The following is a 15724-nucleotide window of genomic DNA, read 5'->3' on the forward strand; positions in this document are numbered from 1 at the left end:
GTGTGTCAGCGGGCGGCGGACACTCGCTCCGGGCCGCCTTGGAGCCGTCCGGCGCCCCTCAGTTCCGCGATGTCGGCGGCGAGCCGGTCGCGGATGTCCTTGCCGGTGCGCCGCCAGCCGAAGAACTCGCAGGTCTGCTTGATGAGTTCGTCCTCGGTCATGCCGGGGCACTCGGCGGCCAGTTCGTACAGGGCCACATGGCGCTCGCCGGGCGCGATGTGCACAACCTTGCGGGGTGTGTCGCCCTCGCGGGGGTGACGGGCCTTCAGCGGGCCGGGGTCGGCGAGCGTGTAGAAGCCGTCGTCCGAGACGATCGTCCGCGAGCGCACCAGGGCGTCGGCGACCGCGCGCACGTTGTCCCGGATACGGCTGCCCGCCCGGCCGACGCCCCAGGCTTCCCGCGCCCGCTGCACCAACAGGTCCTCGTGCACCGGTCCTTCGGCCTCGACGATCCGGACCAGCACCTCGCGCAGCGCGGGCCGGGCCTCGGCGGTGTGCAGTTCGTGGCGCGGGGCGACGGTGACGACTCCGGGGGCGTACGGCGCGCTCCACTCGCGCCCGGTGCCGAGATCGACGGGGACGCGCTCCAGCGGGATGTCCACGGGTTCGGTGCGCTGCTCGGGCACGGTGGCGACGGGCGCCGGGCCGGTGACCGTGGTCAACGGGCCACTGGCGACGGCCTGTTCGACGGCTTCGCGCAGCCGGCGTTCGGCCGCCGCCCGGCCCCGGTACCAGTCGGTGCCCCAGATGCGGTGCAGCTTCCAGCCGAGTCCGTTCAGCACCTGCTCGCGCAGCCGGTCCCGGTCGCGGGCGGCCTTGGACGAGTGGTACATCGCGCCGTCGCACTCGATGCCGAGCGCGTACGCGCCGGGCAGCTCGGGGTGGCGTACGCCGAGGTCGATGCGGTACCCGGCGACGCCGACCTGTGGCTGGACCCGGTAGCCCCAGCCGCGCAGCACGGCGAGGACGGACTCCTCGAAGGGGCTGTCGGGTTCGGCGTCGGACTGGACCACGTCACGGGCGAGCACGGCGGGCCCGTTCTCGGCGTACTCCAGATAGCGCTTGAGGTACTGCACGCTCTCGTTCGGGCTGTCGGTCAGGCTGGTGCCCCGGAAGGAGGAGACGACCTCCATGCGGAAGCGGGCGCGGGTGACCGCCACGTTGAGGCGCCGCCAGCCGCCGTTCTTGTTGATCGGGCCGAAGCTGAGGCCGAGGCGGCCGTGTTCGTCGGGGCCGTAGCCGATCGACATGATCATCACATCGCGCTCGTCGCCCTGCACCGACTCCAGGTTCTTCACGAAGAACCCGTCGAGCCGGTCCTCGGTGAAGCAGTGGTCCAGGTCGGGCCGGGCGAGCCGGGCCTGCTGCACGGCCAGGTCGATCGCGGACGCCTGCGCCTGGGACAGCGCGACCACACCGAGGGTCTTGCCGGGCCGGGTGTCGAAGTGGTGCAGCACCCGCCGGGCCACGAACTCGGCCTCGGCCCGGTTGTCCCGGCGTCCGCCCCGGTCGTAGACACCGTCGGCCGCCAGGAAGGCCACGCCCACGTCCTCGCCCTCGGCCACCGCGCCGGGGAAGGTGATCATCGAGTTGGCGTAGAACTCGCGGTTGCTGAAGGTGATCAGGTTCTCGTGGCGGCTGCGGTAGTGCCAGCGCAGGGGCAGTTCGCGCATCGCGCCCGCCTTGCAGGCGTGCAGCAGGGACTCGAAGGAGTCGGGCAGGTCCTCGGCGTACTCGTCGGAGTCGTCGTCCACCGCGGAGTCGAAGAAGGAGGTCGGCGGGAGCTGCTTGTCGTCACCGGCGACGATCAGGGTGCGGCCCCGGTAGATGCAGTTCACGGCGTCGCTGGGCCGGACCTGGGACGCCTCGTCGAACACCACGACGTCGAAGTGGAAGTCGGGCGGCAGGAACTGGCTGACGGTCAGCGGGCTCATCATGAAGCAGGGCTTGACCGCCTGCACGACCTCGCGGGTGCGGCCGAGCAGTTCACGCACCGGCATGTGCCGGGTCTTCTTCTCGGCCTCGCGGACGATGACGGCGCCGCCGCCCCCGGCGAAGTTGCGCGGGCGCCGCTTGTTGCACGCCTCCGTCACGGCCCCGCCCGCCGCGGCGACCAGCCGCAGGTCGGCGGCGCGGAAGTCGGCCACGCGGGTGTCCAGGTCCTCGGCACGGGTGCTGCGCAGCCGGGGGTCGGTGGCGAGCAGGTCGTCCGCCCAGGCGCGCAGCACCGCCTGCTCGGCCACCTCGGGCAGCCGCTCCGGGGCGAGCCCGCGCTCGGCGGCACTGGCCACCAGCGTGTCGGCGCCGTGCCGGGCGAGCACGGCGACCGCGCCGACGTGGGTGTGCCAGACCTCGGGTCCCTGCGGGTCGTCCAGCAGCGCGCCGACGGCCTGCCCGGCCTGGTCGAGGGGGCCGAGCAGGGCGGGCGAGAGCTGGGTGCGGCGGGCCGTGTCGAACTGGTCGAGCAGCTCGGTGACGGCCGTGTTCCAGCGGGCGGCGCGGGCGGTGGCGGCGGCGCACCAGGCGGCGAGGGCGCCCTGGATCTGGTCCGCGAGCAGGGTGGGCAGCGGGTCGGGGTCGGCGTCGGCGGCGAGACGGTCGGCCAGCAGGGCGGGCCGCTCGGCCGGGGCGCCGAGCACCGCGACCCGGTCGGCGGTGGCAAGGGCGCGGTCGGTGTCGGCGCAGGCCGGGAGGGTGGTCGGGGTGTACGGGCCGAGGAGTGCGCGGTGGGCCTCCGTGAGCCGGGCGACCTCGGCGGCGGCCCGGTGCCAGGCGAGGGCGTCGTCCAGCCGGGTGAGGAGGGACTTGTCCCAGGTGCCGGTGCGGGTGAGGGCGGTGAGCTTGAGCCGGTCGGCCTTGTACTGCGCGGAGAAGCGGGCCATCAACCCCTTGTGCTGCTCCCCGAACCGGGCGACCAGCGCCGGGAGTTCGGGCTCCGCGAGCAGTTGCTCGCCGAACACGTCGGCGGCGGCCGCGCGGGCCCGCTCCTCGGCGTCGAGGGCGGTACGCAGCTCATCGGCGGCGGCGTGCGCGCGGCGCAGCGTCCCGGCGTCGAACCAGTCGCGCGGCGGGCGGTGTCCGGCGGTGGTGAGCCCGGCCAGCTCGCACAGCGCGAACGCGGCCTCCGGCCGGTCCGGCTTGGGCATCCCGAAGAGGTCCGCGAGCTGGGCGGTCTGGGCGGTGATGTCGTCGGGCAGCGTGCCGTCGGCCGGTGCGGTGGTGCCGGTGCCGGGCAGCCCGGCGGTGAGGGTACGGACGAGCTGCTGGAGCTCGCGGACCGTGCGGGGCTCGTCCACGGTGACGGCGAAGGGTCGGCGTCCGGCGGCGGTGACCAAGGCGCCGAGGGCGTCGGCGGCCTCGTCCACGGCCTGGTGCGGGGCGGTGCCGGTGAGGCCGCGCCAGGCGAAGGCGTCCCCCTCGGCGGCGGGGCGCCAGGCACGGGCGACGGTACCGGCGGCGGCCAGCAGCTCCTGGAGGGCGGCGGCGCTCAGGGTGCGCGCGGCCTTGGCGTTGCGCGCGCCGAGCGGGAGCTGCGGGGTCTCCGCCTGCTCCAGGAGGACCAGTCGGCCCAGTACGTCGTGCAGGGTGCGGCCGAGGGGGTCGCGGGTCTCGTTCATCGCGGCCGCGTAGCCGGACAGCTCCTCGCGCAGGGCGCGGGCCCGCTCCAGCTCGTGGGCGGCGGCGCCGGTGACGCGGGCCTCGGTGGTGAGCACCCGCGCGAGTTCGGTGGCCACCGCCTTCTTGCTGGTGTCGCCACTGTGCAGCGCCATGACGAAGTCACCGAGGCCCACCGCTCCCAGCCGGTTGCGTACGACATCCAGCGCGGCGGCCTTCTCGCTGACGAACAGCACACTGCGGCCGGCGTGCATGAGCGCGGCGATCAGGTTGGTGATGGTCTGGCTCTTGCCGGTACCGGGCGGCCCGCTCATCACGAAGGACCGCCCGTCCAGCGCGGCCGCCACGCAACTCCGCTGGGAGGCATCGGCGTCCAGCACCAGCGGGGTGCGCTCGGGGAGCTGGACCTCGTCGATGCGGTCGAGGCCGGGCGGCTCGAAGTCGACCAAGTCGGCGGGGAGCCCGGCGTCGGGGCCGAGAGCGACCGCGCGGACCAGCGGGTGGGCGAGGATCTGCTCCTCGTTCTGCTGGAGGTCCTGGTACATCGCCTCACGGTGGGAGGCGAACAGCCCGAGCACCGCCCGCTCCCGCACGTCCCAGCCCTCCAGCCGGGCGGTGACCTTCCGGGCGGCGGCGAGCACGGCGGCCGGGTCGGCGGCATCGGCGCTCGTGACGGGCGCCCAGTCGACACCGAGCCGGTCCGCCTTCACGGCAAGCGCCGGGTTGTGGATGCGCTCCTGCCCCTCGGCCGGGTGAAGCCGGTACCGGCGGTTGCCGTCCCGGCGCAGCTCCACGGGGACGAGGAGCAGCGGGGCGGCACTGCTCTCCTGCGCGCCGGGCTCCCGCCAGTCGAGCATGCCGATGCCGAGCCAGAGCACCCAGAGGCCGTAGTCGTTGAACATCTGGCCGGACTTCTGGCGGAGTTGGTACAGCGAACTGTCCAGCGCGGCCTGGGTGGTCTTCTGGGTGACCAGTCCCGGCCGGGAGCGCCGGGCGCTGCCCGTGTCCCCCGCCTTGGCCAGCTCCACCCCGGCCTCGCGCTCGGTGACGGGGGCGAACTCCCAGCCCTTGGCCAGCTCCGCGAGCAGGGCGGCCGGGTCCGGTGCGGTGATCTCCAGGGTGGCGATCCTGGTGTGCCGGAAGTTCAGCAGCCGGTTGCGGCCGCCCATGTCCAGCAGAGAGTTCCGCCATCCGTCGAGCACGGCCTTCAACAGGGTGTGCGGCTGATGGGCCATGTGGTGGGTACCTCCCGGAGCTGCGCAGGGGTGACCACCCTCTCCGGCCCCCCTGGAGGTATCTCCCTATCAGGTGCGTTCCTCCGCCACACCGAAGATCGACCACCTGATATGGATCTGTTGTGAAAGTACCGGGGGAACTCTTGCGCGGTCGGCGTGCTTCCGCTTGACCGCTGGCGCCGGAGTCTTTCGAGCGACGGGCGCGGCGGCCCGAACCGGCCGCGCCCGCCTCACCGGTACGTCAGCCGCCCATCTCCCGGTAGTCGGCGACCAGCGCCCGTGTCGACGGGTCGAGACCGGGCACGTCCGCGCCTTCGGTGAGGGCGGGTTCGATGCGCTTGGCGAGCACCTTGCCCAGCTCGACGCCCCACTGGTCGAAGGAGTCGATGTTCCAGACCGCGCCCTGCACGAACACCTTGTGCTCGTACAGCGCGATGAGCTGGCCCAGCACGGACGGGGTCAGCTCCGGCGCCAGGATGGTGGTCGTCGGCCGGTTCCCCTGGAAGGTCTTGTGCGGGACCAGCTCTTCCGGCACCCCCTCCTCCCGGACCTCCGAGGCGGTCTTGCCGAAGGCGAGGGCCTGCGTCTGGGCGAAGAAGTTGGCCATCAACAGGTCGTGCTGGGCCTTGAGTTCATCGCTCAGCTCGTCCACCGGACGCGCGAACCCGATGAAGTCCGCCGGGATCAGCTTCGTCCCCTGATGGATCAACTGGTAGTACGCGTGCTGCCCGTTGGTGCCAGGCGTGCCCCAGACCACGGGTCCGGTCTGCCACTCCACCGGAGTGCCGTCCTTCTGCACGGACTTGCCGTTGGACTCCATGTCGAGCTGCTGGAGGTAGGCCGTGAACTTGGACAGGTAGTGGCTGTACGGCAGGACCGCATGCGACTGCGCGTCGAAGAAGTTGCCGTACCAGATCCCCAGCAGGCCCAGCAGCAGCGGCGCGTTCTCCTCCGCAGGAGCGGTACGGAAGTGCTCGTCCACGGTGTGGAAACCGTCCAGCAGCTCCCGGAACCTGTCCGGACCGATCGCGATCATCAGCGACAGGCCGATCGCCGAGTCCATGGAGTACCGGCCGCCGACCCAGTCCCAGAACTCGAACATGTTGTCCGCGTCGATACCGAACCCGGTGACCTTCTCCGCGTTCGTGGACAGCGCCACGAAGTGCTTGGCCACGGCCTTGTCGTCACCGAGCGCGTCCAGCAGCCAGGTACGGGCCGAGGTCGCATTGGTGATCGTCTCGATCGTCGTGAACGTCTTCGACGCCACGATGAACAACGTCTCCGCCGGGTCCAGATCCCGCAGAGCCTCGTGCAGGTCCGCGCCGTCCACGTTCGACACGAACCGCACCGTCAGGCCACGGTCGGTGAACGGACGCAGCGCCTCGTACGCCATCGCCGGACCAAGGTCGGAACCGCCGATACCGATGTTGACGATGTTCTTGATCCGCTTGCCGGTGTGCCCGGTCCACTCACCCGAGCGCACCCGGTCGGCGAAGCCGGACATCTTGTCCAGCACCCCGTGCACGGCCGGGACCACATTCTCGCCGTCGACCTCGATCACCGCGTCCCGAGGAGCACGCAGCGCGGTGTGCAGCACCGCGCGGTCCTCGGTCGTGTTGATCCGGTCACCACGGAACATCGCGTCCCGCTGCCCGAACACATCGGTCGCGACGGCCAGTTCGCGCAGCAGCCGCAGCGCCTCGGCGTCCACGAGCTGCTTGCTGTAGTCGATGTAGAGGTCGCCGACCCGGACCGTGTACGTCCGCCCGCGCTCCGGGTCGGCGTCGAACAGCTCCCGCAGGCCCGTCCCGCCGAATCCCTCGCGGTGCTCCTTCAGAGCGGCCCACTCGGGCGTCCGGTTCAGTGCTGTACGGCCTTCTGCGTTCATCTCCGGCTTCCGCCTTCCTTTCTGCGCCTGTCGCCTGTCCTGCCCCGTGTGCCCACTGCGGGACCAACCTAATTGATCACCCGGGGGCCGGGCCGGTGGTGACACCGCCCCGCTTCTCGTCCTTCTCGACCTTCGATACGTCCGCCGAGCGCGCCGGTATCAGTGTGAGGACCGCCGCCGCGAAGAGGGCGGCTGTGAGGAGCGCGGGGGCGTTGAGGCCGAGGGAGCCGGCGGCGGCACCGCCGAGCAGGGCGCCGAGCGGGGCACCGGCGGTGGAGGCGGTGCGGAAGGCGGCCGAGATGCGGCCGGTCATCGCGGCGGGGGCGCGCTGCTGCATCAGCGTCACCTGGTTGACGTTCCACACCATGCCCATCGCGCCGAGCAGCAGCATCCCGGCGATCAGCGCGGCCAACTCCCGCACGGAGCCCAGCAGGAGCAGCGCACCGGTCTGCACGGTGCCGCCCAGCAGCAGGACCCGTACCCGGCCGAGGCGGCCCGCGAGGCGCTGGGCGAGGAAGCCGCCGGCGATGCTGCCGACCGAGTAGGCGGTCATGGCGGCCGCGTATCCGGTGTTCCCCGCGTGCAGCCAGCCGGTGACGTGCAGGACGAGGGTGGCGATCAGGGCGCCCATGCCGATGTTGCACAGCAGGGTGGCCCCGCAGGTGGCCCGGAGCGCGCGGTCCCGCCAGAGTTGCCGCAGCCCCTCCCCTATGTCGGCGCGCAGGGTGGCGCCGGGCGGGCGCGGTGCACGTGATGGCGTCCCGATCCGCAGGGAGGCCACGAGAGCGGCGCCCAGGAGGTAGGTGACCGCGTCGGCCGCGTAGGGCAGGAACGCACCGGCCGTCAGCAGCAGGGGTACCAGGGGGCCGCCGAGCAGACCCCCGGCGAGCTGCTGACCGGTCATCAGGCGGGCGTTGGCGCTGCCCAGGGACTCCGGCCGGACCACGGAGGGCAGCAGGGCTGTGGCCGCGTTGTCGAAGAGGGTCTGGAGCGCGGTGAGGGAGAAGGCGAGCGCGATCAGCAGCGGGATCGAGGCGTGGCCGAGGGCCACCGCGAGGGCGAACGCGGCGACGAGCAGCCCGCGTGCCACGTCCACGGCCCACATCGCGCGCCGTTGGTCCACCCGGTCGGCCACGGCACCGCCCAGCAGGCCGAACAGCAGCCAGGGCACATAGCCGCAGGCGGTCACGGCGGCGACGGCGAGCGGGTCGTCGGTCAGCCGCACGGCGAGCAGCGGCAGCGCGGCCGTACGCAGCGCGTCGCCGAAGCGGGAGAGCACGGCGGCGCTCCACAGCCGCCCGAATCCCCCGCGCCACGCGGGCGTTGCCGTCTCCACCACCTGAGCCGTCGTCATGGCCGTCCCCCCGAGTCGCAGTTACCTCACTCACAGTAGGGGGCACCACTGACAACGGGGTCCGGGACAGCTCCGGCCGGGCACCCTCTCGGGTCCCGGCCGGTGTCAATTCCTAGATCTCGCCCCGCAGTTTGGCGAGCGCCTCGGCGAGGATCGCCTCGCCGTCCGCGTCGCTGCGCCGCTCGCGTACGTAGGCGAGGTGCGTCTTGTAGGGCTCGGTGCGCGGCGGGTCCGGGGGGTTGTCCCGGTCCTGACCGGCCGGGAAGCCGCAGCGCGGGCAGTCCCAGGTGTCGGGGACCTGCGCGTCGCTGGCGAAGCTCGGCTGGGTCTCGTGCCCGTTGGAGCACCAGAAGGAGATGCGCAGACGCGGGGCGGACTCGCCGCGCTCGGCCTCGCCCATCGGCCCCGCACCGACCCGGCTTCCCCGGATCGCGTTGCCACTTGCCACGGTCGTAACTCCCTGCGTGATGGTGCCGCGAAGCAGGTCGGCCTATCGCTTCGCCGCGAGCGCCTCAGTCTACGTAAGGCCCAACGCACGTCCAGTGAGGGGAGGTACCGCCTCCGCCCAGACGCAAGCCCCATGATAGGCCGCGCTCGTGAGCGCGTACCGAACATGGGGCCTTACGTGTGGAATCTATGCACTTGTGGGACGTGCGGGGCATCGCGGCTGTACGCGCGGCCCCCGCCTCGGCGGTGCGGTCAGCCGCTCGACTTCATGAGCAGGCCGAGCACGATGATCGAGGCGAACCAGAGCACGGCGATCACGACCGTGATGCGGTCGAGGTTGCGCTCGGCGACCGAGGAGCCGCCCACGGAGGACTGCATGCCACCACCGAACATGTCGGAGAGGCCGCCGCCCTTCCCCTTGTGCATCAGCACCAGCAGCATCAGCAGCAGGCTGAAGACGATCAGGGCGATCGAGAACCCCAAAACCACGGCTGGACCAACTTCCTCGGATTCGGACGGACGGATTGAGCTGGACGACGGGGGCACGGCACGACGGCCATGCCCCCGCAAGAGTACGACGTATCGCCGCTACCGCCTACTCGCGGACGGGATCACTGATCGCGGAACCGCACGATCTTGACGAACTCGTCGGTGTCCAGCGACGCGCCGCCCACCAGGGCGCCGTCGATGTCCGGCTTGGCCATGATCTCGGCGACGTTGCCGGACTTCACGGAGCCGCCGTACTGGATGCGGACCTTGTCCGCTACGTCCCTTGAGTACAGCTCGGCGAGCTTGCCCCGGATCGCGCCGCAGACCTCCTGCGCGTCGTCGGAGCCGCAGACCTTGCCGGTGCCGATGGCCCACACGGGCTCGTAGGCGATCACGACGGTCTCGGCCTGCTCGGCCGGGACATCCTTCAGGCCGCCCTCGACCTGGGCCAGGGTGTGATCGACGTGGTTGCCGGCCTCGCGGACGTCCAGCTCCTCGCCGACGCACAGGATCGGGGTGAGGCCGTTCTGGAAGGCCGCCTTGACCTTGGCGTTGACCACGTCGTCGGTCTCGTGGTGGTACTGGCGGCGCTCGGAGTGGCCGGCGAGCACGTAGGAGCACTTCAGCTTGGCCAGCATCGAACCGGAGATCTCGCCGGTGTAGGCGCCGGACTCGTGCTGGGAGACGTCCTGGGCACCGTACTTGATCTTGAGCTTGTCGCCGTCGACCAGGGTCTGCACGGAGCGCAGGTCGGTGAAGGGCGGCAGGACGGCGACCTCGACGGCCTCGTAGTCCTTGTCGGCCAGGGCGAAGGCGAGCTTCTGGACGTGCGCGATGGCCTCGAGGTGGTTGAGGTTCATCTTCCAGTTGCCCGCCATGATCGGCGTGCGAGTGGTCATGCGGGGTCAGTCCTCCAGTGCGGCGAGGCCGGGGAGCGTCTTGCCCTCGAGGTACTCGAGGGAGGCGCCGCCGCCGGTCGAGATGTGGCCGAATGCGTTCTCGTCGAAACCGAGCGTACGCACCGCGGCGGCGGAGTCGCCGCCGCCGACGACGGTGAAGCCGTCGGAGTCGACGAGCGCCTGGGCGACCGCCTTGGTGCCCTCGGCGTAGTCGGGGTGCTCGAAGACGCCCATCGGACCGTTCCAGAAGACGGTCTCGGCATCGCCGAGCTTCGAGGCGTACAGCTCGCGGGTCTTCGGGCCGATGTCCAGGCCCTCCTGGTCGGCGGGGATCTTGTCCGCGTCGACCACGGTGTGCTGCGAGGGAGCCTTGGTCTTCAGGTCGGGGAACTCCGGGGAGACCAGGACGTCGACGGGCAGGACCAGCTCGACGCCGTTCTTCTCGGCGCGCTCCATGTACTCCTTGACGGCCGGGATCTGGTCCTCCTGGAGGAGGGAGATGCCGACCTCGTGGCCCTGCGCCTTGAGGAAGGTGTAGGCCATGCCGCCGCCGATGAGCAGGCGGTCGGCCTTGCCGAGCAGTTGGTCGATGACGGCGAGCTTGTCGGAGACCTTGGCGCCGCCGAGGACGACGACGTAGGGGCGCTTGACGTCGGCGGTGAGCTTCTTCAGGACGCCGACCTCGCGCGCGATCAGGTAGCCGGCGTAGTGCGGCAGCCGGGCCGGGAGATCGTAGACGGAGGCGTGCTTGCGGTGCACGGCACCGAAGCCGTCGCCCACGTACACGTCCGCGAGGGCGGCGAGCTGGTCGGCGAACTCGCCGCGCTCGGTGTCGTCCTTGGAGGTCTCGCCGGGGTTGAAGCGCAGGTTCTCGACAACCGCGACCTGGCCGGGCTCCAGGCCGTCGACGGCCGCGTGGGCGGCGGGGCCGACGGTGTCCTCGGCGAAGGCGACCGGGGTGCCGAGGAGTTCGGCGAGCCGCTCGGCGACGGGCAGCAGCGAGAAGGCCGGGTCCGGCGCGCCCTTGGGACGGCCCAGGTGGGAGGCGACGACCACCTCGGCGCCCGCGTCGGCGAGGGCCTTGATGGTGGGCACGACGGCACGGATGCGGCCGTCGTCGGTGATGGTCCCGTCGGCCAGCGGCACGTTGAGGTCGGCGCGGACGAAGACCCGCTTGCCGCTCACGCCGTCGGCGAGAAGTTCGTCGATCGTCTTCATTGAGTGGACTCCTGGAGAGGGCTCGTGATGCCCCTGATCGTAAGAGGGCGTGGTCCGTGCGTGAGACAGGGCCCGGACAGCGCGGCCGTGCGCTGCCCGGGCCCTGCTCTCACTTCAAGGTCCTGCTGGGTCCGATCCGGCGGATCAGAGCTGCTCGCCGACGAAGACCGTCAGGTCCACGAGGCGGTTGGAGTAGCCCCACTCGTTGTCGTACCAGCCGAGGATCTTCACCGTGTTGCCGTCCTGGACCATGGTCAGGGACGAGTCGAAGGTGCAGGAGGACGGGTCGCCGACGATGTCGGAGGACACGATCTCGTCCTCGGTGTAGGACAGGAAGCCCTTGAGCGAACCGTCCTCGGACGCCTTCTTGAACGCGGCGTTGACCTCGTCCTTGGTGACCTCGCGCTGCAGCTCCACGACCAGGTCGGTGGCCGAGCCGGTCGGGACCGGGACGCGCATCGCGATGCCGTCAAGCTTGCCCTTGAGCTGCGGCAGGACCAGCGCGGTCGCCTTGGCGGCACCCGTGGTGGTCGGGATGATGTTCTCGGCGGCGGCACGGGCGCGGCGCAGGTCCTTGTGCGGGAAGTCCAGGATGCGCTGGTCGTTGGTGTACGCGTGCACCGTGGTCATCAGGCCGCTGACGATGCCGAAGTTCTCGTCCAGCACCTTCGCCATCGGCGCCACACAGTTGGTGGTGCACGAGGCGTTGGAGATGACGTGGTCCTTCGCCGGGTCGTACTTGTCCTGGTTGACGCCCATGACGATGGTGATGTCCTCGTCCTTGGCCGGAGCCGAGATGAGGACCTTCTTGGCGCCGCCGGCCAGGTGCTTGGCGGCGTCGTCGCGCTTGGTGAAGATGCCGGTCGACTCGATGACGATGTCGACGCCCAGCTCTCCCCACGGGATGTCGGCGGGGTTGCGCTCGGAGAGCACCTTGATGGTGTGACCGTCGACCGTGATCGTGTCTTCGGTGTGCGTCACCTCGGCCTTGAGACGGCCCAGGATGGTGTCGTACTTCAGCAGGTGCGCCGTGGTCGCGGTGTCACCCAGGTCGTTGACAGCCACAACCTCGATGTCCGCACCCTGCTCCAGCAGAGCGCGGAAGTAGTTACGCCCGATGCGGCCGAAGCCGTTGATGCCTACGCGGATCGTCACGAACCGATCTCCTCGTTGGTACGCCGGCCATGCGGTGCCGGCGAGCTGTATTTGGGATGTCCCCGACCACCCACGACCCTACCCCTCCGCGGCCCCTGGGGTGACATCGAGATGGCGCATAAAAGGGCAGGCGTTCCGTACCCGTCAGTAGGGTACGGAACGCCTCGGAACGGCGGTGGATTCACTCCTCTTTGTCAGGGAATGACGGGCACCGCCGACGCGCTTTTCACTCGTTCGTGAGCGGGTTGGCTCACCTGATGCGAGGGCCTTCCGCGCACCGTTGAGAGGGGGGTTCGCTCACCTGTCGAGTGCGGTCAGCGCCTTGCGGACGAGAGCGGTCCGTTCGGCCGCCGACGGGACCTGTTCCAGGCCGAATCCGAGCAGCACGGTGTCGTCGGTGGTGACCGCTCCGTAGGTCTGGAAGAGGGCGCCGGTACGGGTCCAGTCCTTCAGCACCGCCGGGCTCCCGGCCGGGGGTCCGGAAGCGCGCCAGGGACCGAGGGAGGACTCGAACCCTTCCGTCTCCTTGGCATTGCCGCCGACGACGAGCGAGGCGTCGTCGGCGAGCACGCCGTGGCCGCCGGTGCCGGGGTCGGTGATGTAGGAGACGGACAGCTCGATCTGCTTGCCCGCGTAGGCGCTCAGGTCGAAGTCCACCCGCTGCCAGCCCGACGACCGCCCGGTGAGGCTGTGCCACTGGCCGGTGCTGCCGGTGGCCGTGCAGGCGTTGCCCGTGAGCGTCAGATAGTGCCTGAGCCAGGGGTGCTCCCCGACCAGGAACCCGGCCCCGCACTCGGTGGGCACGGCGTCGGTGGTGGCACCGCCCGCCTCCGGCAGGGTCGTCCAGTCGTCGGCGCCCACCGTGTGGACCTCCACCACCGCGTGGTCGTAACCCCGCTCGGTGTCCCACAGCAGCCGGGTGCCGAACGCGGGCTTCTCGGCGGCGCCGACACCGGTGAGGTCGATGGTGCGGGTGAGGCGCTTGTAGGCGTCGTCGGTGTGCACGGCGGCGGCCATGTACGAGCCCGCGTACGGCCCGTACGGGCTGACGGCACCCGTGAACCGGCCCGCCCCCGCGCTGCGGAACTGGGGGTACGTCGCGGGAGGCAGCTCGTCCGAGGTGACCCCGTAGGCACCGGCCGCGTCGAGCGGGTTGCCCGGGGCGTCGCCGAGCGCGGCGGAGACGCCGGTCAGCGCGCCGGTGCCGGTGATGCCGGTGGCGCCCTCGGTGGAGGTCCGGCTGTAGGCGCCCAGGTAGTACTGGCTGAAGTCGTCGGAGAGGTTGCCGCCGCCGAGGTCCACCTCGCCGCCGGCCTGCTCACCGGCCTCGATCAGCTTGCCGCCCTCGTTGAGGTAGGCGCGCAACTGGAGCTGGGTGGCGTTGCCGGGGCCGTCGGGGCCGGAGTAGTGGACGACGGTGCGGAAGTGGGCGAGGACGCCGAGGGCGTCGGGGGTGCCGCGCTGGGCGGTGTCCCACACGAGGGGCCTGCGGCCGGCCGCCTTCAGGGCGTCGGTGTAGGCGCGGGCCTGGGTTGCGGTCACGCCCTCTTCTGCCACGACGAGGGTGTCGGCGGTGCCCCGGTCGGCGACGGTGTAGGTGAAGTGGCGGCTCGCCTTTGCGCGGCCCCCGCCCGTGAACCAGACCTCGACCCGGTCGCCGGCCCGGCTGCCGGGTACCTCGGCGCGGTACTGGTCGAAGTGGAGGTTGTCGTCGCCGCCGTAGGTCTCGCCGCCCTTCCACGGGCGCAGGGTGCGCTCATGGGTGCGGCCGCCGTTGACGCGGTACACCAGCCGCTTGTTCCGGACCGCCTTGCGGGCGACGACGGAGACCTGCTGGCCGGTGCCTCGCGCGTAGGAGGTGGTGAAGGTGGCCGGGGTGAAGTCGGGGGCGCTCAGGCCGACGGTGGAGACGGGCCGGTCGGGGTGGGCGGCGGTCTCCGCGACGGAGAGCGCGAACGGCACGTTCTTCTCGAACTCCCGCTGGATCAGCGTCTCGTCGTCCGGGAAGGTGAAGACCGAGCGGCAGTCGTCGGGGTTCCAGGCGTCGTCCGGGTCGGACTCGGAGGCGGTCGCGCAGGTGGACATCTCGGGGGTGAACATCGCCATGCCGTTGACGTTCGCGGCCTGGCCGTCCGCCTCGCCGTTGGTGGTGTACAGCTCCGAGGAGACCTGGGAGCGGTAGCCGGGGATCGCCGGGTTGTCGGGGGTGCCGGCCAGCGCCCGGTAGAGGACGTCGTCGGGCGTGTCGGTGGCGACCTGCCAGCCGACGCCGTAGAGGAGCAGCTCGGCGGCGGAGTGGTAGTTGATGCCGTACGCGAACCGGACGCGCTTCTCCAGCGCGTCCAGCGCCCTGGTCTCCGGCTCGGAGTTCGCGCTCGGGCCGCGGTAGGTCTCGCTGGCGGGGCTGGGGGACGAACCCTCGTCGTCGTAGCCCCACTTGTAGCCGAAGTTGCGGTTGAGGTCGACGCCGTCGCCGGTGCCGATGACCCCGTCGCCGTTGACGTCGCGCAGGTTCTTCCGCCACAGCCGGGTGCCGGAGTCCTTGAAGGTGTAGTCGTAGCCGTCGGGGTTGGCGGACAGCACGAACCACAGCTCGGTGGTGTCCACGAGCTTCTTGATTCGTTTGTCCGACCGGTAGTTGTCCAGGTAGTGGTGCATCAGGCGCCGGGTCATCTCCGGCGTGATCCACTCCCGCGCGTGCTGGTTGGACAGGTACAGCACGGCGGGCCGGGAGCCGTCCTTCGCGGTCCGGGCGTTCTTGGTGACCTTGAGTGCGAGGATGTCCTGGCCGCGCACGGTGCGGCCGATGGACTCGACCTTGGCGAGGCCCGGGTTCTCCTGCGCGGTCCGCAGGATCTCCTCCTTGAGCCCGCCGCTCCCGCTGTACGGGCGGAACACGCCCTGGGCGGCGGCCGACAGGCGCTTGTCCGCGCCGCTCGGCAGGGAGTGCTCGGTGAGGCGGACGCCCTGCGCCTTCAGGCCGCGGGCCTGCCCGTCGGTGAGGTAGACCTCGACGGCGGTCCGGCCGCGCGGTGCCACCCGCTCCCCCAGCTCATGGGCGTCCTGCCCGGCCCTGAGCAGCAGGGGCACCTGGGCGCGGGTCACCTCGGCCCGGAAGACCTTGACCTCGTTGCCGCTGTCGGCGGGCGCGCTCTCCCGCGCCTGGGCGACGGGCGTGAGGCAGGCCGCTCCGGCCAGCAGCGCCCCGACGGCGAGGACGGCCCTGGCCGTGGGTCTGGCGGGTCTTGCCGTGGGCCGGGCTGCGGGTCTCACTCGGTGTCTCATGAACCCCCCTCGCGGTGGTCCGCCACAGCGGCGAACAGGTTGCCAGGCTCATGTCACTGCATGATCGAGTCAAGAGCGCCCCAAGGACACGCGAAACGCCGGTACCGACCACCCGAACGGGCGGCGGCACCGGCGTCTG

General features: G+C 71.3%; 9 protein-coding genes. All 9 read right to left on the minus strand.

The window, feature by feature from the left end; all coding sequences use genetic code 11:
- Positions 1-5 precede the first annotated feature (5 nt).
- A complete protein-coding gene (locus E5083_RS10720) occupies positions 6-4850 on the minus strand; it encodes a DUF3320 domain-containing protein (RefSeq protein ID WP_135785420.1) in 4845 nt (1614 codons plus the stop codon).
- A gap of 241 nt (positions 4851-5091) precedes the next feature.
- Entirely contained in the window at positions 5092-6738 is a 1647-nt protein-coding gene (pgi, locus tag E5083_RS10725; protein WP_135785421.1) for a glucose-6-phosphate isomerase, read from the minus strand.
- Positions 6739-6814: 76 nt separating this feature from the next.
- A complete protein-coding gene (locus tag E5083_RS10730; protein WP_135785422.1) occupies positions 6815-8092 on the minus strand; it encodes an MFS transporter in 1278 nt (425 codons plus the stop codon).
- Between the two features lie 112 nt (positions 8093-8204).
- Positions 8205-8540: an RNA polymerase-binding protein RbpA gene (locus tag E5083_RS10735; RefSeq protein WP_003957010.1), complete on the minus strand. Its 336-nt coding sequence runs from the start codon at positions 8538-8540 to the stop codon at positions 8205-8207.
- A gap of 251 nt (positions 8541-8791) precedes the next feature.
- Positions 8792-9028 (minus strand): preprotein translocase subunit SecG, encoded by a 237-nt coding sequence (secG, locus tag E5083_RS10740; RefSeq protein ID WP_030809737.1) that lies wholly within the window; start codon positions 9026-9028, stop codon positions 8792-8794.
- Between the two features lie 122 nt (positions 9029-9150).
- Positions 9151-9927 carry a triose-phosphate isomerase gene (tpiA, locus tag E5083_RS10745; RefSeq protein ID WP_135785423.1) on the minus strand — a complete coding sequence of 259 codons (777 nt, stop codon included), beginning with the start codon at positions 9925-9927 and terminating at the stop codon, positions 9151-9153.
- Between the two features lie 6 nt (positions 9928-9933).
- Positions 9934-11145: a phosphoglycerate kinase gene (locus tag E5083_RS10750; RefSeq protein ID WP_135785424.1), complete on the minus strand. Its 1212-nt coding sequence runs from the start codon at positions 11143-11145 to the stop codon at positions 9934-9936.
- Positions 11146-11289: 144 nt separating this feature from the next.
- Positions 11290-12300 (minus strand): type I glyceraldehyde-3-phosphate dehydrogenase, encoded by a 1011-nt coding sequence (gap, locus tag E5083_RS10755; protein ID WP_130334626.1) that lies wholly within the window; start codon positions 12298-12300, stop codon positions 11290-11292.
- Between the two features lie 297 nt (positions 12301-12597).
- Complete coding sequence (locus tag E5083_RS10760; protein WP_135785425.1) at positions 12598-15585, minus strand: M14 family metallopeptidase; 2988 nt, start codon at positions 15583-15585, stop codon at positions 12598-12600.
- Positions 15586-15724: the final 139 nt, after the last annotated feature.

Origin of the sequence: Streptomyces bauhiniae, from assembly GCF_004784475.1 — a bacterium.
Classification (GTDB): domain Bacteria; phylum Actinomycetota; class Actinomycetes; order Streptomycetales; family Streptomycetaceae; genus Streptomyces; species Streptomyces seoulensis.

Excerpts from the sequence above, each read along its gene's own strand:
- E5083_RS10720 (WP_135785420.1), bottom strand. The coding sequence starts at position 4,850 with ATGGCCCATCAGCCGCACACCCTGTTGAAGGCCGTGCTCGACGGATGG.
- pgi (WP_135785421.1), bottom strand. The coding sequence starts at position 6,738 with ATGAACGCAGAAGGCCGTACAGCACTGAACCGGACGCCCGAGTGGGCC.
- E5083_RS10730 (WP_135785422.1), bottom strand. The coding sequence starts at position 8,092 with ATGACGACGGCTCAGGTGGTGGAGACGGCAACGCCCGCGTGGCGCGGG.
- tpiA (WP_135785423.1), bottom strand. The coding sequence starts at position 9,927 with ATGACCACTCGCACGCCGATCATGGCGGGCAACTGGAAGATGAACCTC.
- E5083_RS10750 (WP_135785424.1), bottom strand. The coding sequence starts at position 11,145 with ATGAAGACGATCGACGAACTTCTCGCCGACGGCGTGAGCGGCAAGCGG.
- E5083_RS10760 (WP_135785425.1), bottom strand. The coding sequence starts at position 15,585 with ATGAGACACCGAGTGAGACCCGCAGCCCGGCCCACGGCAAGACCCGCC.